At 42.1% G+C, this 24,194-nt stretch carries 17 protein-coding genes and 2 pseudogenes; 12 read left to right on the forward strand and 7 right to left on the reverse strand.

Translation table 11 applies throughout. The features are described 5' to 3' along the window. Positions 1 to 40 precede the first annotated feature (40 nt). The 3 genes from QUD05_RS30755 to QUD05_RS30765 form a co-directional block, all read right to left on the reverse strand. Complete coding sequence (locus QUD05_RS30755; protein ID WP_289799360.1) at positions 41 to 1,186, reverse strand: AI-2E family transporter; 1,146 nt, start codon at positions 1,184 to 1,186, stop codon at positions 41 to 43. Between the two features lie 90 nt (positions 1,187 to 1,276). Then, entirely contained in the window at positions 1,277 to 1,468 is a 192-nt protein-coding gene (locus QUD05_RS30760) for a hypothetical protein (protein ID WP_289800122.1), read from the reverse strand. A gap of 284 nt (positions 1,469 to 1,752) precedes the next feature. Next, complete coding sequence (locus tag QUD05_RS30765; protein WP_289799361.1) at positions 1,753 to 2,745, reverse strand: hypothetical protein; 993 nt, start codon at positions 2,743 to 2,745, stop codon at positions 1,753 to 1,755. Between the two features lie 580 nt (positions 2,746 to 3,325). On the opposite strand from QUD05_RS30765, the gene QUD05_RS30770 reads away from it, so the two are divergent. The 3 genes from QUD05_RS30770 (at position 3,326) to QUD05_RS30780 (ending at position 6,253) form a co-directional block, all read left to right on the forward strand. Further along, a complete protein-coding gene (locus QUD05_RS30770) occupies positions 3,326 to 4,495 on the forward strand; it encodes a pyridoxal phosphate-dependent aminotransferase (protein ID WP_289799362.1) in 1,170 nt (389 codons plus the stop codon). 84 nt (positions 4,496 to 4,579) lie between these two features. Beyond that, positions 4,580 to 5,017: a secondary thiamine-phosphate synthase enzyme YjbQ gene (locus tag QUD05_RS30775; protein ID WP_289799363.1), complete on the forward strand. Its 438-nt coding sequence runs from the start codon at positions 4,580 to 4,582 to the stop codon at positions 5,015 to 5,017. A gap of 183 nt (positions 5,018 to 5,200) precedes the next feature. Continuing rightward, entirely contained in the window at positions 5,201 to 6,253 is a 1,053-nt protein-coding gene (locus QUD05_RS30780) for a Rieske 2Fe-2S domain-containing protein (RefSeq protein ID WP_289799364.1), read from the forward strand. A gap of 1 nt (position 6,254) precedes the next feature. Here the strand turns inward: QUD05_RS30780 and QUD05_RS30785 are convergent, their stop codons facing one another. After that, positions 6,255 to 6,932 carry an SDR family oxidoreductase gene (locus QUD05_RS30785; RefSeq protein WP_289799365.1) on the reverse strand — a complete coding sequence of 226 codons (678 nt, stop codon included), beginning with the start codon at positions 6,930 to 6,932 and terminating at the stop codon, positions 6,255 to 6,257. Positions 6,933 to 7,253: 321 nt separating this feature from the next. Between QUD05_RS30785 and QUD05_RS30790 the strand changes: the two genes are divergently transcribed. The 5 genes from QUD05_RS30790 (at position 7,254) to QUD05_RS30815 (ending at position 18,534) form a co-directional block, all read left to right on the forward strand. After that, positions 7,254 to 7,649 (forward strand): hypothetical protein, encoded by a 396-nt coding sequence (locus tag QUD05_RS30790; protein ID WP_289799366.1) that lies wholly within the window; start codon positions 7,254 to 7,256, stop codon positions 7,647 to 7,649. 404 nt (positions 7,650 to 8,053) lie between these two features. Continuing rightward, a complete protein-coding gene (locus QUD05_RS30795) occupies positions 8,054 to 9,823 on the forward strand; it encodes a WD40 repeat domain-containing protein (RefSeq protein ID WP_289799367.1) in 1,770 nt (589 codons plus the stop codon). A 789-nt stretch (positions 9,824 to 10,612) separates the two neighbouring features. Beyond that, positions 10,613 to 12,052 (forward strand): NHLP bacteriocin system secretion protein, encoded by a 1,440-nt coding sequence (locus QUD05_RS30800; RefSeq protein WP_289799368.1) that lies wholly within the window; start codon positions 10,613 to 10,615, stop codon positions 12,050 to 12,052. 153 nt (positions 12,053 to 12,205) lie between these two features. Continuing rightward, a complete protein-coding gene (locus QUD05_RS34215; RefSeq protein WP_354666166.1) occupies positions 12,206 to 17,539 on the forward strand; it encodes an NHLP family bacteriocin export ABC transporter peptidase/permease/ATPase subunit in 5,334 nt (1,777 codons plus the stop codon). Between the two features lie 482 nt (positions 17,540 to 18,021). Further along, entirely contained in the window at positions 18,022 to 18,534 is a 513-nt protein-coding gene (locus QUD05_RS30815) for a hypothetical protein (protein WP_289799369.1), read from the forward strand. A gap of 112 nt (positions 18,535 to 18,646) precedes the next feature. Here the strand turns inward: QUD05_RS30815 and QUD05_RS30820 are convergent, their stop codons facing one another. The 3 genes and pseudogenes from QUD05_RS30820 to nrdJ (QUD05_RS30830) form a co-directional block, all read right to left on the reverse strand. Continuing rightward, entirely contained in the window at positions 18,647 to 18,865 is a 219-nt protein-coding gene (locus QUD05_RS30820) for a ssl0294 family protein (protein ID WP_289799370.1), read from the reverse strand. Between the two features lie 142 nt (positions 18,866 to 19,007). Continuing rightward, a pseudogene (gene nrdJ / locus QUD05_RS30825) lies at positions 19,008 to 20,081 on the reverse strand (ribonucleoside-triphosphate reductase, adenosylcobalamin-dependent); the annotation flags it as partial. Between the two features lie 309 nt (positions 20,082 to 20,390). Further along, a pseudogene (gene nrdJ, locus QUD05_RS30830) lies at positions 20,391 to 21,620 on the reverse strand (ribonucleoside-triphosphate reductase, adenosylcobalamin-dependent); the annotation flags it as partial. A 398-nt stretch (positions 21,621 to 22,018) separates the two neighbouring features. Here nrdJ (QUD05_RS30830) and QUD05_RS30835 point away from each other — a divergent pair. The 4 genes from QUD05_RS30835 (at position 22,019) to QUD05_RS30850 (ending at position 24,138) form a co-directional block, all read left to right on the forward strand. After that, complete coding sequence (locus QUD05_RS30835) at positions 22,019 to 22,360, forward strand: KGK domain-containing protein (RefSeq protein WP_289799371.1); 342 nt, start codon at positions 22,019 to 22,021, stop codon at positions 22,358 to 22,360. 67 nt (positions 22,361 to 22,427) lie between these two features. After that, entirely contained in the window at positions 22,428 to 23,420 is a 993-nt protein-coding gene (gene tilS / locus QUD05_RS30840; protein ID WP_289799372.1) for a tRNA lysidine(34) synthetase TilS, read from the forward strand. Positions 23,421 to 23,450: 30 nt separating this feature from the next. Continuing rightward, positions 23,451 to 23,750, forward strand: coding sequence for a type II toxin-antitoxin system HigB family toxin (locus QUD05_RS30845; protein WP_289799373.1), 300 nt, complete (start codon positions 23,451 to 23,453; stop codon positions 23,748 to 23,750). Further along, positions 23,734 to 24,138, forward strand: a complete 405-nt coding sequence (locus tag QUD05_RS30850; RefSeq protein WP_289799374.1) for a helix-turn-helix domain-containing protein — start codon at positions 23,734 to 23,736, stop codon at positions 24,136 to 24,138. Before QUD05_RS30845 ends, QUD05_RS30850 begins: the two co-directional genes overlap by 17 nt. Positions 24,139 to 24,194 lie beyond the last annotated feature (56 nt).

The raw sequence follows: 24,194 nt of genomic DNA on the forward strand, positions 1-24,194 counted from the left end.
ACCGAACTCTATTGCCGCATTAAAAGTCGAGTGACTAATCTTATTTTTTCAAGATATCATCATCAATCGGGGGATTCTCATTTATATCTGGATTTTCTGCCGTCCAATTATCATCTGTTCTAGGAGATTCAGAAACTATTACAAACTCAGTCTCTTTTTTATGATTATTTCCCCATTCATCTAAAACATCTTTAATTAACACCTCTTGTAACCAAATCTTAGCGACAACAGTTAAAGGTAGTGCTAGAAATAATCCTAAAAAGCCAAAGAACGTGACGAAAAATAGCTGGGCAATTAAGGTTATGGCTGGCAGTAATGAGACTTGATGCGCCATGACAACAGGCGTGATGAAATTACTCTCAATCTGTTGAATAATGAAGTAGAGAATCAAGACAGCGATCGCTTTCCAAGGTTCATCCAAGAAAGCGATCGCCATTGCTGGGATTACACTCATTGTTGGCCCCAGATTGGGAATCAAGTTAAAAAATCCCGCTAAAACCGATAAAGCAAGTGCTGCCTTGACATGCAAAATTGATAAGCCAATCAGACTCATCACCCCCACTACAAAGATGGCGATGAAAGCGCCTGTAATCCATCCTTCCAAAGAGACTTCACATTTATCTAAAATCCCATCTACCCGTCGCCGATAAAATGAAGGGAAAAGCCGGACAAATACTTTGCGATAAGCAATTGGGTCGGCTAACATCATTCCTGTTAAAACCAACACTAGCAAAATCTTGAGGACGACTTCTAAAGAGCCAGATACAAAAGCAAAGGAGTTTCCCAGTAACCGATTAGCGAAGGGCTGTACTTGTTGAATGAGGCTATTGATATCTGGAATATAAGGAACTAACTGGTCAGGAATACGAGTTCTCAGGGCATCAAGCCAACTATTAAAGCGTCCAAACCCTTTAGGAACTTGATATGTTAGTTCTTGAAACTGCTGGGCAAATGGCGGCACAATTAGCCAGAAAAAACCCACGACACCTGCGAAAAAAATAGCTACTGCTAGGAGTACGGCGAATCCCCGCCTCATCCCAAAGCTTTGGAAGCGTTTCGCTAGGCGATTTAAGGTGGTGGCTAACACAACTGCGGCAAACATCAGCAAAAGCACTTCCCGAATTTGCCACAGGATGTATAAACAAAGAAGTATGGCGATTAAGCCGATCCATTGACCCAGGTTCACAGGCTAACTCCCAACGGTTGGCAAGATGCAATTTTCTTGTAATTCAGCTAGGTTAGCTGATTTTAGGAACTTGTGCGTAAAACTATTGAGTTAATTTTGTTTTTGTGCTTGAAATCGCCACAGTAGAGCGATCGCTACGATCGCAATCGGCAAGAATACTATAATTAGCGCGTTGGTTGCTGTCGCCGGAATTGGTAGACTTGGCCCTGCATACTTAATCAATACCGATAATAAAGCCGAGAGTAAAAGCAGTTTTAGAATTAATCCTAGTTGATTTTCCATAAAAGTACGGCAATACAGATTTTTGTGGTACATACAAATTTACGCTGTACCGTGTAGTTTCTAGAATAAACCCACAGATACAATCCTTGTAGTTTTCACAAAAATATAATTTATATTACCTATCAGAAGCGAAGGATGTGAGGCGCGATCGCTATTACAAGTTGTTAGTGCTGCCTGAACCTCAGACAGCACATTATACACTATTAAAGCTTTACAGAAAGTAACCAAAGCAACCTTTGAGTAATTTAAACTAAGCACAAAGAAATGCAGAGTTTTAGTAAGCTTTATTTCCTCCGAACTGGCTCAATTCTATATTTAGCTTTAATCAATTCAGGCAATTCTATCAAAAGTTTTTTCACTCTAGCTTGAATATATTTAGGATTTTTAGGTACACGTTTAGCTATATATCTTAATAAAGCAATCTGATAGCCAAACTTATATTGCATTGCGGAAAATATATTGGAATTGATCTGGTTAGTGGAACCTTTGTCTAGGTTTTTTAACTTTGTTACTTCACGATGATATATGGGATGCTCTCCCCAAACGCAGGCAAAGTGTACAAGAGCAGGAGACACCACCTGATTATATTTTTGAAAAGTAGATTTACCTTTAATAGCATCTATATTAAAAGAACCACGAAGACCTATAGGTGTTCGCATCATCTGACCATTATCTTCAAACATACTTTGATTGTGTAGCATCATAGCTAGACCAAAAATACGTTCATCATTAGGTCCATCACCACGAAATTCGCTAATACCTAGCTTTTCCCAATCCTTTGCCAATTCTAGTGCTGTTTCAAAAAAGGCTTTAGCAGTATCGTTTTTTTCAAAATAATAGAGACCTCCATTAAATCTAGGTAACTTTTTCAGATGAAACCGTTTGAGTGTGTCATTTACATCAATGAATGTATCTTTATCACCTACTTGAAGATATACATTACCTGCCACACTAAAACTTCTACCTTTAAAATCATCAAAAATAAAGTTAATATCCCTCACTGCTATGCAATCACTATCAATACAAAGTGTATATTCAAATGGAGAATAGTCATAGAGGTGAAACTTTTGCTTTACGTTAGAACCATATTCCTTTTTAATATTTATAATGTAATCATAAAGCTCTAGTAAATCTTTATCATTTTCACGATCGGTAACAATAGCACGTGGAACATTTGGTGAATGAAGCCGTAGAGAACGTGCTAATGACTTTGCCATTTCTAGATAATAGGATTCTCCGTAAGCATAGGTGATAATGCCACGTTGTGAAATAAACATTATTTTTATTAATTAACAGTATCTAAGCTTTCGTTTTCTAATCGCATTCTACCTTACACGCCAAAGTGTAGATATCTACTAATATCAATTAAGCTTAAATTCTGTGTAAAGTGTCCGTAAAGTATAGTCTAAATTTTATTGAACCTGTTGAAACCAACCTGATTGATTGCTTTTAGAATAATATTTTAAAAGTACAGATAGGTTAAAACAAAAAGAGATGCGTGCAGCAAAAAACAACACAGATATCGGATTTTATATTCATCCAATCCTAATTAAATGTAGAAAATGGATTTCTATTACATCTATTAACTTGATAGATATTGAAATCAGTGCCAGAACATAAGTAGGTCGGCGGCAATAAACAGACCATATTGGTGAGAGAATACATAATCAGGTTAAAACCCATCCATTTTGGGGCGCGGATCGAGGAATCAGGATGTGGCTAGATTAATTCCTAAAATATTAAATTTAAGCGATGGTGAGTCATCGAGCGTCAGGGGTGGTTTATTTCCACCATGCTGTACTAGTTGATTGTTCACCTATTAAGAGATACTAAAAGCAGATACATAGGCAAGAAAATATGGAATCCCTAACCTCTCGTATGCAGGCGGTACAATCGCCAATTATTCCTGTGGTTGGGGAACTGATTAAAAACTCTCCTGGAACCATCTCTCTAGGACAAGGTGTTGTTTCTTACAACCCACCACGTGAAGCCATAGAATTTTTAGCCAAATTCTTAGCCGAACCAGCCAATAATTTATACAAATCAGTTGAGGGAATTCCCCCTTTACTGACAGCACTTGCGGGAAAATTGCAAGCCTTCAACGGGATTGAAATCAACGGGGAAAACTGCATCGTTGTCACAGCAGGGAGCAATATGGGATTTATGAATACCATTCTTGCTATCACTAACCCAGGCGACGAAATTATTCTGAATACGCCCTACTATTTCAACCACGAAATGGCGATCGCAATGGCTGGTTGTGGTGCGGTATTAGTGGCGACGGATGAAAATTACCAACTACGCCCAGAAGCGATCGCTCAAGCAATTACTCCTAAAACACGGGCTGTGGTGACGATTTCACCAAATAATCCCACTGGAGTTGTCTATTCTGAAGCCGCATTGCGCCAAGTAAATCAAATTTGTGCTGCTCACAGTATTTACCACATCAGCGATGAAGCTTATGAATACTTTACATATAACGGTGTAAAACACGTTTCACCTGGCTCATTTGGTAATAGCAGCGAGTACACCATTTCTCTGTATAGCTTTTCTAAAGCATACGGTTTTGCAAGTTGGCGCATTGGCTACATGGTGATTCCCCAACACTTACTTGTTGCCGTTAAAAAAGTCCAGGATACAATTTTGATTTGCCCGCCAGTCATTTCTCAATATGCAGCTTTAGGGGCATTGCAGGCAAAAAAGGATTATTTGAAGAGTCATATAGGAGCCATTGCTCAAGTACGCCAACTAGTATTAGACTCCCTTAATCGTCTACAAGGCTTATGTAGTATTATTCCTGCCAATGGTGCGTTCTATTTTTTCCTCAAAGTTCATACCCAGATGGATGCTTTTGAGTTAGTCAAACAACTGATCCAGGAACATAAAGTAGCAGTTATTCCAGGTACAACCTTTGGCATAAATGACGGATGCTATCTACGTGTCGCCTATGGGGCGCTGCAAAAAGAGACAGCAAAAGAAGGTATAGAAAGATTAGTACAAGGTTTGGAAACTATACTTAGGAGTTAGAAGTCATTCAATTCCTGTCTCACTTCGGCTACGCTCAGTAACCACCTGCCTCCTGCCTGCAATCCTAAATATAAAATTCAACAGATGCCAATTATTCATAAGTTAATTGAAATTGAAACTGAGCCAAAAATTAATATTCATCATATCACCTCACAAATTCAAGATTTTATTGCCTCAACATCAATTAAAAATGGACAAGTTTTAGTATTTTCTCAACACACGACAACAGCGTTATCTATCAACGAAAATGAAGTCAGATTATTAGAAGATATAAAAGTGTTCTTGCAAAAATTAGCACCAGAATCAAACCGCTATTTGCATAATGATTTGCATTTAAGAGATGTCCCGGAAGATGAACCGATTAATGCTCACTCTCATTTAATGGCAATAATGCTGAACACTAGTGAGATAATTCCCATTGTGGATGGGAAATTAGCTTTGGGAACCTGGCAATCTGTGTTGTTTTTTGAGTTGGATGGCCCGCGTAAAAGAACAGTATTTGTACAAATTTCTGGCGAATAATGCAATTTCAAACCTGCAATCCTCTCAGAACAACCTAAATCTGAGAGAATTACGAACACGACTAATAAGTACATCAGTTGAACTTACCTACAGCAATTAAAAACCTGAAAGAATGTTTTCCAGCATCACCTTCCTCTCCACAAACCAGGACTTTCGTTGTGTCAAAGGCAGAGGCCATTAGTTATGAAAAATAACGATAATTTTGTATTACGTAATACTTGGTACTATGCTCTGCCTAGCGATCAAATCAAGCCAGGTATGATGATCAGCCGCATTTTCTTAGGAGAACCGGTGCTGTTAGTTCGTAGCCAGGATGGCAAAGTGTCTGCGATGACGGACATTTGCCCCCATCGTGGTGTGCCCTTGAGTTGTGGGAGATTCAATGGGCAAGAAGTTGAATGCTGTTACCACGGTTGGCGCTTTAACTCCGCTGGGCGCTGTACTGCGATACCTTCTCTTGTAGAGGAACAGCAAATGGATTTGAGTCGGTTCGACGTGCAGTCATACACAATCCGCGAAGCCCAAGGGAATATCTGGATATATATGCCCGATCCCGATAACCCTCAACCTGCATCTGAGATGGAAATTCCGGTAATACCAGGCTTTGGCGATCGTTCTCACCAGTTCGTAGAGGTGGTAAAATTCCCTTGTTTTATAGATCATGCAGTAGTAGGTCTGATGGACCCGGCTCATTCACCTTATGTTCATCGTGCTTGGTGGTGGCGAAATGAGCAATTACACGAAGAGGTAAAGCAATTTGATGCTTCGCCCTACGGCTTTACGATGCGACGACACCGATTACCAGCGAATGGGGGTCGGTTATACTGGCTGATTGGCGGTGGTGTCCCAGAAACGGAGATTTCCTTTCGTTTACCTGGAGTCAGAATCGAAGAAACCACCATTGGTAATAATCGAGTCGTTAATTTGACGGCAGTTACACCAATTTCAGACACAGAAACGGAGGTAACTTTTGCTCTTTACTGGACACTTCCTTGGGTGGGATTTTTCAAGCCACTGTTACATGTGCTGGCGCGGACTTTCATTGGCCAAGACCGAACGGTTGTAGAAAAGCAGCAAATTGGTTTGAAATATAACCCTGTGCTACGGCTGATTAAAGACTCAGATATGCAGGCGCAGTGGTATTACCAGTTAAAGCGGGAGTATGCTCGATCTGTCGCTGAAAGACGAGAATTTGTCAATCCTGTCAAGGGTCAAATACTCCGCTGGCGTGCTTAAATTACTCCAAAGTAAATTCGGCAAATTCTCTTTGTCCGAACAGCATATTTCGGTCTACGGCTGACAATATTTTATTATTAGCGCGTTGGCTATTTAAACTACGACCAACTAACTGCGCCACATCTGCACGATTGATGCTACCAATAATGTGCGGATCTTCGGTTAAAACGCCATTACCCGTTGCTGGTTCTGACTTTAGTCCACCAGGACGGATAATTGTATAGGTGAGTCCACTGGCAATTAAGTGTTGTTCGGCTTTGTCTTTCTCAGCTAAAACTTTTCCCAGTACCTCTAAAACTTGGGGTGAGGCAGCAACAACACTATTGCCAGCACCGATGGAAGATACAAGAATAAACTTTTGCACTCCAGCTTTAACTGCTGCATCGATCAGATTTCTATTACCAGGGTAATCTGGTCTTTCTACATCTGATGGTAAACCGCCAATTGTACTGATAACGGTGTGAATAGGTGTATCTGTCAGCATTGCGCGTTCGACATCGCCAATATTCAAGGCATCTCCCTGAACTACTTCAATACCCATTGTTTCTAGTTCACTAGCAACTGCTGCTGTTCTCAGGAGTGCTTTGACTTTTAGCTGTTGCGCTGTGAGATATTGAGCAATTTCTCGACCAACACCGCGACTTGCTCCAGCTAAAAAAATATAAGATGCACTTGTCATAATAAACTTAACTATTTACGCTCAATGGATTTTATCAGACAATTGCTCAAGTTCCTGAGATGCTTCTGGTTGGTGGCGAACATAAGCGTCAATAAGCTTACACTATAGCGCGCTGTTGTTAGCAATAACTCCATTGCAGGTTCCTCCCATCAGTAGAAGTGGTAGCGAATCTGGTAAAATTCCAATCTAGCGATCGCAAATAACTGAGTAACTATAATTACAAAAATATATAAGATAGCAATTATACCTAACCCAATGGTAGGAAGTATTTTAATCAGCAATTGTGTCAATCTAGCAAATAACTTTTCAATGGATTTACTTATGGCTAAAAAATCTCAACTCAATGTAGAACCATACCAAGATGTCAGATTATCTGCTACCACTAGAATTTGGGTAATTACAGTAGCCATTCTAGGAGTTTGCGTCCCACTATCAGCCGTTACTAGAAGCGGTGCTATTCTTCCTTTAGTTGCTATTGGTGGTGCAGCTGTTGGTACAGTTGCGGTTTGGCGTTCTGATGAGCAAAAATCCAAAACTAACTATTTGCAACAGCAGCAAATAGAACTGCTAGAACAAAGATTAGCGAATTTAGAAACAATTGTTAGCAGCGATGACTTGAACTTGCAAATGAAAATTAAACAGATCGAAGCAAGGGATACTTTTGGTGACTCTTCTGATGTAAGTACTACACCCAGACAACCAAAACGCAAAGGTTAAAATAAGCCAATCTTCACCATTTATTTCGATTTCAGATGATATTTCCTAGAATTATCTTTACTAGGTTATTTTTATGTAGCTATTTGCTGACTTAACTTACTGTAATCTTTTAAATCCGTCTCAAATTCAACTTTCCTTTACAGTTAGAAGTGTTTCTAGGGAAACAGTATCTCGTTATCCATCTCCGTTAGAATTGACTGATATCATCTAATTCTATATACTTCAACGCATCAGTTCATGAAATGTCTAAGTGCTATCCATCTATCTCTTTCACGGAAACATTTGTCAATGGCTGTGTTTTATTAGACTGTTAATATTACTGAATTTTTAATTAACTAAGGTTATAAACTTGAGTAATTGCATTTGTATAGCTTACCGTAGGTATGCAATAGTTTGCCGCAGGAATGCAGATGGATTGGATTAGCTTACTCAAAGCTCAACAAACTGACTTTCTTCAACGTGTGAAAAAACCTAAAACTTACGACTTATCTTTGCTGGAAAGTCAAGTTAAAGGTTGTCACACTGAAGTTATAGCCTTTTGGGGCGAGCCATTGGCTAGACTCCAAGAACTTTCTCGCCAGCAAGCAGAAGTTCTCGCCAAAAATCCGCCGCCAACCCCGCCGGAATATCCTGAGCCTCCTGACTGGACGATACCTTTTCCCAAATACTTCCAACAACAAGCCCAAGATTATCTTTTGCGGGAGCATATTGTTGACAGGGTGATAACTGAACGCTTGGGCAAGTTAGTAAAAAAGGTGTCACAAGATACTTTGCAAAACATGATTTTAGATGATGAGGGAAATTTGTGTGGCGAAAGTAAATTTCCTTATATACTCAAAGATCATCCTCAGATAAGTGTTCAAGTTTACGTTGCTGATGGAGAAAGTTTTAATGGTATTAAGAAAGACAAAATTAGGTGGTCTGTTACTCAAGAAGATTTAAAAAATCACCAAGTATTAATTTTTCTGTGTTTATTTTATCCATCTACAGGTAATTTAGGTTACGAGAAGCAAAGCGTAATAACAGGTTTTTTACCTACAAATCAACTTGAATTTCCTGAACCAAAACTGTATGTCACTCCGAGTAATTTGTTATATGCAGGGGGGTTAAGTTGGTATTTAGAATCACTTATGGGTAAAAAAGACACGTCGCCAGTAATTAATGAGAGAGCGATCGCACATACAATACAGACTCTACCATCAGAACATTGTCTCAAGGCTATAGTCGGTGACTGGGAATGCTGGCAGACTTTGCAAGGACACACCAGAGGCATTAATTGCCTAGCTTTCAGTTCTGGGTGCAATAATGGCAAAGCCTTACCCATATTGGCGAGTGGTAGTCGTGGAGAAACTAAACTCTGGGATTTAAGCAAGGGTGAATTAATAGAGACATTATCAGAATATCCTTGGGTAATATCTGGGCTGGTGGATGAAGTGAATTCCCTAGCTTTTAGTTCAGATGGACAGACTTTAGTCAGTTGCGGTGCAGATTCGACAATTAAGCTTTGGCACGTAGGTGCTTTAGACTTGATAGATATTTTGCACAAACACAATGGGGTAGTGCGGTGTGCTGCTTTCACCCCAGATGGCAGAATGTTAGCGACGGGTGGAGATGATAGAAAAATTCTATTTTGGGATTTGATGCATCGTCAGGTTGCGATCGCACTTTCTTTAGATGATACAGCGGCTCATTCCCTAGTTTTAAGTCGAGACGGCGAAACTCTAGTTACAGGTAGCTACCGCAAAATCAAAGTTTGGCGCACTTCACCCCAAACGGGAATCAAAAGTTTAAAAGATGCACAACCACTACACACCCTCATGGGTCATTCTCACATCGTTTGTTCCTTAGCAATCAGTGCAGATGGTAAACTGCTCGTGAGTGGTAGTTGGGATCAAACGATTAAAGTTTGGCAATTGGAGACTGGGGAATTACTTCATACCCTTAAAGGACATCGAGATAGGGTATATGCGATCGCTTTAAGTCCCGATGGAAAAATTATCGCCAGCGGTAGTGCTGATAAAACTATCAAGTTGTGGCATTTACCAACCGGGGAATTGCTGGGTACATTTACAGGTCATGGGAATATAGTCACAGCATTAGCCTTCACAGCTTCCGGTGAAATGTTAGTCAGCGGTAGTTTGGATAAGACAATTAAAATTTGGCAACGCAGTTAAATCATGACACTCTCTACGTAGTTTGCTGCTTTACAGGAGTACAATGACTCGCTAACGTAACTCGTAATTGTCGAGTCTTTGAGACTCGTGGACAACAAACTTTAAAAACTCTCCTGCTCAAGCCGTATTATATCATGTCAGCATAATTAGTTATGCTAACCACAGTCATTGCACCCCACACGCCAGATGCTCCACTTGGGGAGACCCCATCGCCCTTGGCGTCTCCCCTTGGGAGAAGACCGCACTGGCTCCCCTTAATCCCCTCCCTGCTTGCGGGGAGGGGAGACAAAGCGTAGCTTTGGCGGGGGTGGGGTTCTTCGGGTTTAATAAGCAATCAAGCGGACATGATATTAGGCCTGAAATGTCAGTTGCTATCAGCAACTAACAAACGACTAAAGGAAATTCGCCTATTATTTCTTGCTTTACTATCCGACTGTTTATTTTGTGATGAAAATTAATAAATCGTTACTCTAGTAGCAGCTACTCGTCGCTTAGGCAAAATTAAAAAATTAAAAACCTTTATTTTCTCAGTTCTCGACCTCTCATTAGATGGTAGGTTGATTTTTATATATAAATAATATAATCCAAGGAAAACAACAGATAGCAGCTTTCAGATAAATAGACCACGTCCTACGGGGACAATGTTGCTGTGCCAATACCATAAATGTGGTTCAAATAAATCAAAACTGCATTTTCTTCTTTTCTCGGATCAGAGCATCTTTCATTCTCCGCGTCTTCTTCCCAGTACCCAATTCACTTTCACCCGCATACAAATTGGGATGGTCTTCGGTGATTAATCAAAAAAGCAACCTATTCCGCAAAGAAGCTTTAGAGCGTATTTCTTCACCTGAAGAACTAGATCAAATTATGCAGGTAGTCAGCCCCAAAAAGTGGCTACCTCTAGTTGCTGTTGGTTCCTTGGTGGCATCTGGGCTGACTTGGAGTTTTTTAGGTCGAATTCCAATTACGGTGATGGGTACTGGCATCATAGTCTATCCCAGTACAATTACTTCGTTTCAGTCACCGATCGCAGGCAGATTGCGAACAGTCAACGTTCGGGTTGGCGATTTTGTCAACAGAGGAGATGTGCTGGCGACTCTAGACCAAAGCGAACTCATGAAACAGCTACAGTTAGTGCGCTTAAAACTAGAGCAACTACAGCAAGAGAATCGCGATGCCAACTCAGTGCAACGACTGCGGCAGAATGCAGATAAACAGGCGCTGATACAGCAACGCCAAAGTTTGCAGCAAAGTCTCCAAACAGTACAAAAATTCACGCCAATTTTAAGGGAAAAAGGGCTGAACTCGATCCAACGCGATCGCACTAGCCAAATACAAAGCCTACAATCTCTACGGGAACTGCTGCCGACTTTCAAACAGAGATTAGACAACCGGAAGCAGCTATTAAAAGAGGGAGCGATTTCTGGGGATACAGTCTTACAGTCACAGCAAGATTACTTAAATGCTGTCAGGCAAATTAATGAAGCCGAATCCCAACTCAAGCAATTGGATGTCAAAGAAGCAGATGCCCAACGTCAATATTTAGAAAATCTCAACTCAATCAAAGATTTGGAAAGCCAGTTAAAGCAACTAGATAGTAAAGAAGCGACATTGGCACAACAAGATTTAGAAGCCGTAACAATCCGCAAGAAAGAAATTCAGGAAGTGCAGCGCAACATTACGCAATTGGCGCTGCAACTATCGAGTAACAGCTTAATCAAAAGCACTTACTCAGGAAGAGTGTTAGAAATCTCAGCAACACCGGGGCAGGTTGTCTTACAGGGTACACCCATAGGAGCGATCGCCGCACAAAAGCGATCGGTGCAACTAGAAAGTGTGGCATTTTTTCCCGTCGGAGATGGTAAGCAAATTCAACCAGGGATGAAGTTACAAGTCACACCTAGTACAGTGCAACGGGAACGCTTTGGCGGTATTATTGGTGCTGTCACAGATGTCTCAGCTTTTCCCGTTACCAAAGAAGGTGCATTAAGTGTGGTAGGCAGTTCCGAATTCGTCCAAGGTTTGATGTCACAAGGGCTACAGATTTTAATTACCGCCCGACTACAACCAGACACTTCCACAGTCAGCCGCTACAAATGGTCTTCTTCCAAAGGGCCAGAGATGAAAGTAACTTCTGGAACTACTACCTCTGTACAAGTCACCGTCGAAGAACGTGCGCCAATTACATTTGTGCTGCCAATTTTGCGATCGTGGAGTGGGGTTTATTGAGCATGAGGGGCAGAGGGGCAGGGGAGCGGAGGGGCGCAAGAGTGGAGTTAAAAAACTTATTCACGAGTATCAAAGGCTCATTAATGAGTATCAAACACTCATTAATGGAGATAAAAGGCTCATTCACTATTCCCAATGCCCAATTCCCTATAAATGATGATTTCACTTCTTCGCGTTGCTCCTATGATATTGTGGCGAAATCTGCAAAACCTACTGAAGTCAAAAAGTAAACGGTGTCGCACTCCAACTCTGCTGCAAATGGAGGTAGTAGAGTGCGGTGCTGCTGCTTTAGGAATTATTCTGAGTTACTACGGTCGCATTGTGCCGCTGACGGAACTCCGACAAGCGTGTGGTGTATCCCGCGATGGAGTTAGTGCGTTAAATATTTTGAAGGCTGCCAGAAATTATCGATTAACCGCTAAGAGCTTTAAAACAAATTTAGCTGCCCTGTCGCAGTTAAAATTTCCCTTCATTGTATTTTGGCAATTTAACCATTTTCTAGTAGTAGAGGGATTTGGTAAACAGCGAGTTTATCTCAATGACCCCGCTACTGGACGACGCACTGTCTCTCTGGAAGAATTTAGCAGTGCTTACACAGGAGTGGTGCTAGCTTTAGAGCCGAGTTCCGAGTTCCTGCAAGGAGGACGGAAACCTAGCACTATCCTCGCTTTATGGTCGCGGTTGCGAGGCTCGATTGGGGCATTGATTTACTGTGTGCTGGCAGGATTTTTGCTAGTGATTCCGGGACTGGCCATACCTGCATTTTCTCAAGTATTTATAGACAACGTATTAATTGAGCATCGGCATGAGTGGTTACGTCCTCTAATTTTAGGAATGATTTTCACAGCCGGACTCAATGGATTTCTGACGCTGCTACAGTTACAGTTTTTGCGTCAGCTGAAAATTAAGTTGTCGGTGGGCATGGAGAGTCAATTTCTCTGGCATATTTTACGCCTACCCATGAGTTTTTACGATCAGCGGTTTGCTGGAGAAATCAGTAGCCGCGTGCAACTCAACGACAGCATAGCCAACATGCTATCGGGAAAATTAGCTACGACGGTAATTGCCACAGCGTCAATATTTTTGTATGTAGGAGTGATGCTGCAATATGATGTAGTGCTAACCTTAATTGCGATCGCCTTTGTCGCTGTTAACCTTGCTGCATTACAGTGGGTGAGAGGGCGGCGCGTCGATGCCAACATCAAACTGCTCCAAGAACATGGCAAAGTTAGCGGCGTTGCAATTTCTGGTCTTCAGAGTATGGAAACACTCAAGGCTTCTGGGTTAGAGTCAGATTTCTTCTCTCGATGGGCGGGTTACTATGCCAAAGCCATCAACACCCGACAGGAATTAGAGACAACAAACCAGACATTAGGAGTTTTACCAGATTTCTTGTCAGCGATCGCTTCTATGCTGCTTTTAGCTATAGGTGGTTTGCGAGTCATGGATGGAACCATGAGCATCGGCATGTTAATAGCCTTTCTTGGTATGATGCAAAATTTTTTCCAGCCGATAAGTAATCTTGTCAACCTGGGAAGTGACCTGCAAGAGATGGAAGGTAATTTGACTCGCCTTGATGATGTCTTGCGTAACCCCATTGATTCGCAGTTGCAGGAAAGAGGCAGGGGGGAATGGGAGCAAAGGGGCAGAGGGGCAGAGGAGGCAGGGGGAGACATGAGAGTAAATTCTTCCTCGTCTCCCTTGTCCTCCTCATCCCTCAACCCTTTTTCCAAACTCAGGGGATATGTTGAATTAGACAATGTGACATTTGGCTATAGCAAAATTGCTCCACCATTGATTGAAAATTTTAGTCTCTCACTCCAGCCAGGGCAGCGAGTTGCTTTGGTGGGTGGGAGTGGTTCTGGTAAGTCTACCATTGCCAAACTTTTATGTGGGCTATACCAACCGTGGCAGGGAGAAATTTTGTTTGATGGTAAACCCAAAGAGCAAATTTCTCGCCAAGTATTAGCCAATTCTATATCTGCGGTAGAGCAAGAGATTTTGTTGTTTGCTGGCAGTGTCAGAGACAACTTAACGCTTTGGGATACTACTATACCTGAAAGTCATTTAGTGCGAGCTTGTCAAGATGCAGCAGTTCATGATGTCATTCTTTCGTTGCCAGGAGGCTATAGTGCCGACCTGTTAGAAGGTGCTACCAATTTAAGCGGTGGTCAACGGCAACGGTTGGAAATTGCCCGTGCTTTGGTGAATAATCCCAGTATCCTGGTCATGGATGAAGCTACTAGTGCCTTGGATGCTGAAACCGAAAAGAATGTGACTCGTAATCTGCGTTTGCGCGGTTGCACTTGCATAATCATCGCGCATCGACTTTCGACCATCCGAGATTGCGATGAAATTATTGTCCTCGATCGCGGCCAGATAGTTCAACGGGGAACCCATGAGGAATTACGGCAGATTGAGGGGCTTTATTTACAGTTGATTCGCAGCGAGGGAGATGAAGAGGCAGGGGAGCAGGGGAGAAGGGGAGCAGGGGAGCAGGGGAGAAGTAGTAGCAAGTCTTTCCCCTTTGCCCCTCTGCCCCTTTGCCCCTCTGCCCCTTTGCCTCTGTTAGGAGAATGCTATCGTTTTCAGGGTAATCAATCGCTACTATTAAGCGATCCGCAGACAATTTGGGTAGTAAAATCTGGTTACTTGGCGCTATTTGCGATCGCTCTCAATAATGGCATTCCCGAAGGAAGTCGTCGCTACTTATTTAGTAGTACAGCAGGGCAGGCGATGTTTGGCACTGCATCAAGTTTAGATAGTGAGCAGCATCAGATTTTAGCGGTGTTCTTTGAGGAAACAGAACTCCTGAAAGTATCGAGAACGGAGTTGAATCGGTTGTTTGCTGATACTAACAGCGAAGCAGTGGCTTTCATAGAGGGCTGGATTTATCAATTAGGTTCGGTAATTGCAGGCATCACGACGCCAACGACACCACTATTACCCCAAGGAATTCAATACTATTCCTTAGCCAAAAACCAAATCTTTCAACCGCCTGGTCATGTATCATGGGTGCAAATCCTCCAAGGACGTGCTAAATGGATGGGGTTTGGGGATCTGCTGTTAACTCCTGTCTCTGGGATATTACCTCTACATCCAAATATGTGGCTAGAGGCAAGTGACACAGTTGAATTGAAAACTGTTAGCACTTTAGAAATTTCAGATGTGAATTCCTTGTTAGGGGGTTTGTCTCAACTACAAACTTATTTCCTAAACTGCATTGAACTGCTGCAACGCCAGGAAATGAATGCAGAATTACTCAGATTTGAAGCTAGGGAAAGTCTGGAAAGACAAGTGATGCAAGAGACTTTGGCAGAACTAGCATCTGTATTGCCACAGCCAAAGTTAAACAGGTTAAGTAGTAGTTTAGAATTCAGTATTAGCATTGATGCAAATCACCCAGATCGAGCCTTGCTAGTTGCTGCTGGTGCAGTCGGACGAGCATTAGGAGTTGAGATTCGTCCCCCAGCGGCATCAGAAGACCCGAAACGAGTGCAAGATCCTGTAGAAGCGATCGCCCGTGCTTCACATATTCGAGTGCGGCGGATTCAGTTGCGGGATAACTGGTGGCAAAAGGATTGCGGGCCAATGTTGGCATTTACACTTCAGGACAACCTACCAGTGGCACTGTTACCAATATCTGATACTCGTTATCAACTCTACGCTCCTTGGCAACAGAAGCGCGTCTCTGTAGATGCCCGAATTGCCGCAGCCCTCGCTCCCACTGGCTATGTATTCTATCGACCTTTACCGAATAAACCGCTGAAAACTTTTGATTTGCTTCAGTTTGCCCTCCAAGGACATTCCAAAGAACTAATTGTCATTGTAGTGATGGGAATTACCATCAGCCTTTTAGGAATGCTGACGCCTCAAGCTACAGCTATCCTCATCGACAAAGCTATCCCAGATGCTAATCGGGGGTTGTTGAGCCAACTTGTTGTCGGTTTGCTAGCTGCTGCCTTTGGCGGAATGCTGTTTCAATTAGCTCTTGGGTTTGCTACCATCCGGCTGGAAACTTTTGCCGATTCTGCCACTGAAGCCGCAGTCTGGGATCGATTGTTGAACTTAAAGGCGACTTTTTTTCGCTCCTTCTCGGTTGGGGATTTAAATTCGAGAGTCACAGCTATTAGTCAAATTCGCCAAAGATTGGGTAATACGGTATTCAAAACCATCTTTTCCAGTATGTTCTCGCTGCTGAACCTGGGACTGTTGTTTTACTACAGTATTTATTTAGCTCTGATAGCTTGTGTAGTCGCACTGATAAACATTGCCGTCACCATCATTTCCGGTATGCTCATTGTCCGTAAAGTTCGTCCCCTACTAGAACAAGAAGGACAAATCTTTGGCGTGATGGTGCAGTTGATTAATGGAGTAGCCAAACTCCGAGTTGCCAAAGCTGAAGCTCGCGCCTTTGCTTACTGGGGAAAAAAATATACCCATCAACTGAAACTAATGTTGAGTACCCAAGGCATTGAAGATAGTCTTGCAGTCATTAATCAAGTGTTACCTGTGTTAACTACTGCGGCGATTTTCTGGTTTGCTACTACCTTAATTGGACAGTCTCAAACCCCAGGAGCGACTAGTTTATCCACGGGCACTTTCTTAGCATTTAACGTGGCTTTTGGGACATTTATCCACGGGGTTACGAACTTAAGCAGTACAGTAGTGGAAGTTTTGCAAGTCATGCCCTTGTGGCAAAGGACCCAGCCAATTCTCCAAGGGGAACTAGAAATCAATTCCAGTCAGGCAGATCCGGGAAGGCTATCGGGTAAATTAGTTGCAGATCGCGTAAGTTTCCGCTACCGCGATGATGGGCCTTTAACGTTGGATGATGTCAGCATCCACGCCCAACCCGGAGAATTTATTGCCATTGTTGGGCCTTCTGGTAGCGGTAAATCAACTTTCTTGAGATTACTTTTAGGGTTTGAATTCCCGAAAGCTGGCAGCATTTACTACGATGGGCAAGACTTAGCTTCTGTGGATGTCCATGCTGTACGCCGCCAATTAGGTGTTGTCATACAAAATAGTCGCTTGATGTCAGCCTCAATTTTTGAGAACATTGCCAGTGGCGCAGTGCTGACGATGGATGAAGCTTGGCAAGCAGCCCAGATGGCAGGTTTCGCGGATGATGTTGCCGCAATGCCAATGCAAATGCATACAGTAGTGAGTGAAGGAGGTAGTAATCTCTCTGGCGGACAACGACAACGGCTGTTGATTGCCAGAGCGTTGGCGCTCAAACCCCGGATTTTGCTATTTGATGAAGCGACTAGTGCCTTGGATAATAGAACCCAGGCAATTGTTAGTCAAAGCTTAGAGCAGTTAAAAGTGACGAGAATTGCGATCGCTCATCGCCTTAGTACCATTCAAAATGCTGACCGAATTTACGTACTCCAAGCTGGCAAGATAGTACAGCAAGGTAGTTTCACTGATTTGGCAAATCAACCAGGGTTGTTTGCCCAACTCATGTTAAGACAGATGCTTTAGCGACTTCTAGTCAATACTTATCGGGTTTTGAAGAGAGAACAAACCTTTAACCCAAACCCAGTACACTTACTACCAGCGATCGCACAATCGGATGGTGGGGAATGGCGGAAGTTTATCTAACTTTAACAATTTCAGCCCCAAACATTGTTAATTAACATAGTACTTATATTTACCCATTAGAGTACTAGTAGTTTCACTGCTTAATATGGTAAGATTATACGAAATACTACGCGAACATACTTTCATAGTAAATAAAAAATAAATCTTTCCTTTCTGCTCTCTAATCTCTACTGCTATTGGATAAAGTTTCTATCCGTGATGCAAAGTTGCGGATATCGTTTCTTTGTGAAGTTGTATATATTTACCCCCAGCTACTCAGTTTCCCCAAGTCATTTGGGAGACTGCATGGGGGTCTTGTTATATGTATCTTCACACAGGATTGGTATGACTCAGAAACAATACAAAACCAAAGGAGTAAGAGAATGCGTTTGAAAAAGCTAGTCAGCTATGGAATTTTTGTGCTGATGCTCATCATCGGGTTCAGTTTCACGGGAATTGCCCGTGCTTTTGACTATCCACCCCCAACTGGGAAAGTTGCGATCGCCCAAGAGACAAGCGATCTTATGTTCAACACGTTATTCGCAGCGCTGACGCAGGAGTTCAACGAAACCACGGCGGCAAATGTGGAGCAGGGTAAGCATTCCATCTCGCTGATATTTAACGATCAGAATAAGGATATGAGATTAGTCGGCACCGTTTCCCCACTTCGGGAAAACGATCGCCCCAGCGACAACTTTGAGCGTCAGGCAAATGCGCTGGCAATGGCGGGACAGGCATACACGTCCGTCCAGCGCGTGAACAATAAATGGTACTATCGACGCTCAATCCCCCTCAGCAACTTCAGGGCGGAGTGTGCGCTTTGCCACATCAATTTCAAGCCCGGCCCCACGCCAGACCAAGTAGGCGCGCTCATGCTCAGAGTGCCAATCAAGTAGTAAATGACTTCCAAAAAATAAAATAATTATTGTAGAAAGTAGGAGTCAGCGCTGCGTCGGCAGCACTGACTCCTTATTTTTTAGTAAATGTAACTATGTATGATTGGAGTTTTTAGTCAATCGAAATCTGCTGAGGACCAGTGGCTTTGCCGTTATGCGCGTCCGTTGTATTACTGGTGTAACTATTTGAGCCGATCTGTTTATCCAGCCAGCTTTTAACGGGATCGTCTGCAAGATTAAGCCGAAGCACACCAGAGAAAAACCCACCCACAAATGAGACTGGATGTTGAGTTAATTCTCTGAATATAGGTGACAATTCATCAATGAACATAAAAAGACTCCTGGCACTGCCGTAAAAAATTATTACTTCTTAATTGATCGTAACGTGTTACGGCATTGGGGATTGGGCATTGATTATTCTCCTCTCCTTTACAGTTCCTAGCCCCTAGTCCCCAATACCCAGTCATTCTGCCTTATGAGCTTGGTTGCTGATCGGGAAACATACACTTATCAGAATCACAACCACTAGGGCCAGCCTCTGTCATTTCGCCTAAATCGTAGCGGCTTAGTACTGCACAGAAATCATCTGTTTTGCGCCGCGCTTTCACTTCTTGAGTTAAGCGATCGTAGGTTGATTTATCTATTGGTTCAAATGGCAAACGGGGGAATGATTGCAAATCGTCAAAACGGGCTAAAAGAGCCGCTGAAATATATCCTTCATCATTCTGGATGGTCTCGTAAATGCGCTGTCCCAAAGGCTCGATTTCATCAGAGCGCAGTTCCAAAGTAGCTGATGTGTTGTGAGTCACGTACCAACGTTGAACCTGGAGGACAAAATCAAATTGGGCTAAGACTGAAAACTTAGAAACATCAATTTCATCAGCCCCTGGTAAATCAGCCCAAGTTACAGAAACAGGGATTTCCACTAGCCATTCACTCACCCGTGGATCAAAGGGATCGTTAAGCAAATTGCCGTGTTCATCTTTGTCTGATTGAGAAGGAATGACGTTGTAGCCATAGTCAATACAAGCTAAAGCTACTGGATCATTTTTACCAAAGGTGATCCGACGAATGAATCTTTGGGCTTTGGGAGGATGCCATCCTGAACTAGCATTAGTTAACAAAGCCTTAGTACCACTGGGTTGGACTGTGGTGCAACGATTTGGACGCTTGAGATTGTGGCGATCGCAATAATCCCAAACCGCCCGATGTACAATATCTCTCCAAGAACTTAGATATTTCTCTTCCTCACGCTTGAAAGCTAATCCTTGGGGAGTTGCTGGTCTTCCTGCTTCCCACCAGCGCAGCCAATCAACACCAAAAGCATGGACAAAGAAATCAAATAAACCTGTAAAAGAAACTCCTACAATTGGGTCTAATTCACGGCTGTATTGATAGCGTGGTTCCAGGAATTTGTGATTTAAAAGTGCTGCTACAGATAGCGCCCCAGCGGTGAAAGCCTCCTCTTGTTCTTTGTAGTTATGTGGGTCGATTTGATTAAGGTGAACCTCTGACAAATTGCAGTGAAAATTAGAACCGATGATTTCCAGATTTGTTACCCTAGAGGCTTTTTATCCCCTAGTTCTACTGCTTGATTATTTGCAGTAGCTCCGCGTACCTTTTACAGATGTGATATCAGATAATAAAAGTGTTTCGGCTCCGCTCAACACAAGTGTTTTTCACATCCGCCCCCGCACTCTTGGAGAGATTATATTCTAGACACAAATTTCTAATGTTATCTAGTTTCACTCTCTACGCTGTACGGTGTCAAAGACTTTTTACTTCCTTTGATTACCACGGGATTAGCATCTCAGCTTTCCCCGTTTTTGCGAGGTTTTTAACGTGAGGCAAAATCACTTACCACACGGATTTAGTCCATAGCGAGCTAAACGATGTTCTAACTCATTAGCATCAAGATTTGAATAACGTTCTTCTAACCACTGTTTTGCTGTTCCTTGTTCGTAAGCTTGTAAAAATTCAACTTTCAGAGCTTGTGTTGGTAGCAAATCTATGTTTGATCGCGCTACAGCTTCACCAGCCCATTGAATCGCTCCCTCGCCACTATAATATTGTTTGCGGACAGCACCAACACATTCTTCTAAGGTTGGCTTACGGTGAAAAACTCTCGTATGATTTGCCATCCTGAGTGCATCACGCTCTGGATCGATTCGCCAGTTGCCATTTTCATCTTGCTGCCATAAGTTATCTTTGGCGGTGGCTGCTAAGTCATCGCCAGAATCAAACTGACGCATCCCCGCGCTCCTACGTATATTCCCTGCAACAATTGTTACCGCTGCTTGATCGATTAACAGACAGCATTCAACTGAATTTAATTGTCGTCCTACAGCTTTACTCAGGATAGAAGCACAACGCTGATAGAGTCCGGGCAATTTCACAGGATTAGCAACTCCTCCAAAGCCGTTGAGAGTTTCTCCTGCTTTTCGGACATCGCTGATATCAACTAATACTTCGACTGCTGCTGAAAACTGTTCATTAGTAGAAAGTTCTAATAGGGCTTGATATGATTCAACCCAACCTTCACGGCTATCTCCAACATGAATAGTGACGTTATTGCCTTCTATATGAGTTTCTGTATATTCACGCCGCTTTTGAACAGGAGTGCTGCCAATTTCGCCTTGGACAGTCACATTCAGTTGATTGCGAATTGGAGGCAACTGGTTAATAAATTGTGGTTCTAGGACGGCTCCAGTGCCACAGCCCATCATTGCTAGATCCATCATTAAGCCGAAGGCACTCCAGTCTTCGAGATTAGTAGAAGTGCAATTATAAGCCCCGGAAAAGTTCTTTGGCTTGGTGATCCAATCTGTACCACCAACCCATAACCAGCGTCCACTGGGCATAGCTTTCAAGTTGCGCTGCATCTTATCCAGTGTGGCAGCTTCTTCTTGAGTTAGCTTTCCCAACTCCACTAAGCCGAGTATAGTGCGATCGCATACCTCATCCCATGTTTCCCTTAGTCCCGCCTTTGATCGGCGGCTATAAGTTCTAAAAAATACGGGATTAGCAGCAGGTGCAGTTTCTGGAAACCTTGCACTCTGGCGTGTTCTTTCGAGATTCTGAACCATATATTAAGTGTCTTGCGTTCTTCTTGCGTGCGGACAGATTATGACTATACGCCAAGTAGTTTGAGTATTAAAGATTGTCAAATTGTCCACTTTACGCTAGCTCTACGCGGCACTAATTACAACAGAAATTTATAATGTATAATGTTCTCTACTCTTGGGTAAGCGATAGATACTAAGTTGTAATTAGCACTATTACTTTTAAGTAAATTATCTCTATCACCCCATCTTCAGGCTGATTATCACTACTCAACGCTCCGCTATCGCTAACTGTACTCATGACTCTTCATTAGTTTCCCTCAACTAGCAGTAATAGTTAAATAAGTTGCGGCTGTCAGTCAAATCCAAACAATTAATTCCAATCTCTTGGGAACTATAAATTTAGTTACAGGAAATTGATTATGAATGATGAATGGGAACCTCTAAATCCTGATGATGATGTTGTGCATTTTTATCAAGAAGCATTTGAAAATTTACCCCGCACTCAAATAGTGTTTCAGTTATTCAAGGAAATCAAAAAAATTTGGGCAGAATACTGTACATCTTCAGGTTCAAGAGTATTTGGAGAAGGATTTGAATGTTGTGTTTTAATACCCGGTCAACAATGGCGGACAGGTAAAATTAGAGTGCGCCTAGAATTCTGCCCTGATGAAACTGAAGTCGAAGATAATCGATTAGACATCAAACACGAAAACTCTCCCCTTGACGACCTTCGGCAGCAACTAAAGGAAGGTAAAAACTAATACTCAAGTTGATATACACAGATATAATAGAAAATTATCTGTGTCTGTGTGCGCTGAAAAAAATAAAATGGTATGGACTCCCCTACATGCAAAAATTCATCGCACCATCCGATCGCGCCACTTATTTGAGCGCAATCAACGGCTATTAATTGCTGTTTCCGGCGGACAAGATTCTCTATGTTTAATAAAATTACTTTTAGATTTACAATCCAAATGGGGATGGTATTTAGGTATTGCTCACTGCGATCATCGCTGGCGTTCTGACTCCGAAGCTAATGCTAACCACGTCGAAAATTTAGCTAAAACTTGGGGTATATCCTTTTATTTAGAAACAGCGAACAAACCGATAAATAGTGAAGCTGCTGCACGCGATTGGCGCTATCAAGTTTTAAGTGCGATCGCTCAAGCAAACAATTATCAATATATAGTGACAGGACACACGAAGAGCGATCGCGCCGAAACTCTCCTCTACAATTTAATTCGCGGTACTGGTGCTGATGGTTTACAAGCCCTAACTTGGCAACGCCCTCTAACTACAGGCATTGTGTTAGTGCGTCCACTTTTAGAAATTACTCGAATACAAACAGAGCAATTTTGTCAAGAATTTAAATTACCAATTTGGGAAGATTCCACCAATCAAAATTTGCAATATGCCCGCAACCGTATTCGCCAAGAATTAATACCATATTTGCGAGATAATTTCAACCCCCAAGTAGAATCAGCCTTAGCCCAAACAGCAGAACTTTTACAAGCGGAAGTGGAATATTTGGAAAAAGCTGCCCAGGAGTTGCGGGATGGGGCATTGGGCGTGAGACATGAAGAAGATTCCCTTACTGTTCTTCCCTTACGGTTAAATCGTCGGGTATTACAAAAAGCACCACTGGCGTTGCAACGTCGGGTGATGCGTCAGGTATTGCAGCAAATACTGACTGATGCACCCAGTTTTGAACACATCGAAAAATTAACGGCTTTAATTATAGCGCCCAACCGATCGCAAACCGATCCATTTCCTGGCGGTGCGATCGCTCAAGTAGAAGGCGACTGGATCTGTTTGAAATAGTTATTTAAAGGCTTTTTGTTATCAGGGACGATGCACATTATTAGTTTTAGAATCTTAAGAGAATATGCAGAAAACCATACAGATTGTCAGGAAGCATTAAGTAATTGGTATAAGGTTGCTACTAAAGCGAAATGGTCGAATTTAGTTGAAGTACAGCAAATTTTTATTAAAGCTGAAGCTGTTGGTAACTTTACAGTATTCAATATTAAAGGAAATAAATATCGCTTGATTGTTAGTATAGATTATGAAGGGCAGTTAATTTATATTAAATATATCCTCACCCATGCGGAATATGATAAGGAAAATTGGAAAGATGACCCTTACTTTTAATCCAGATAAATATAAAGAATTATTAACAGCTTATCTTCCCAAGCTGATAAAAAGTGAACTTGAAAATGAGCAAGCTTTAAAGATAGTAGAAGATTTAATGCACCGGGAACGCACCCCAGAAGAAGACGAACTTTATCAGTTATTAATTACTTTAATTGAAAAGTTTGAACAGGAATATTATCAGCCAATCCAGCAGAGTAATCCTGCATCTATATTGTTATTTTTTTTAGAGGAATCTGAGAGAAGTAGAGATGATTTAGTAGCAGTTTTAGGGACAGAAGATTTGGTTGATGATATTTTAAGTGGACAACAGAAGATAAATACAGAACAAGCACGTAAATTAGGAGAGTTTTTTCATATAGAATCTAGTTTATTTATGGAATACTAACTAAGAATTTAGTTAGTACTTGGGCTTTAGCATGACTAAACCCGCATTTCTCACAA

The organism is Nostoc sp. GT001 (assembly GCF_030382115.1).
GTDB lineage: Bacteria > Cyanobacteriota > Cyanobacteriia > Cyanobacteriales > Nostocaceae > Nostoc.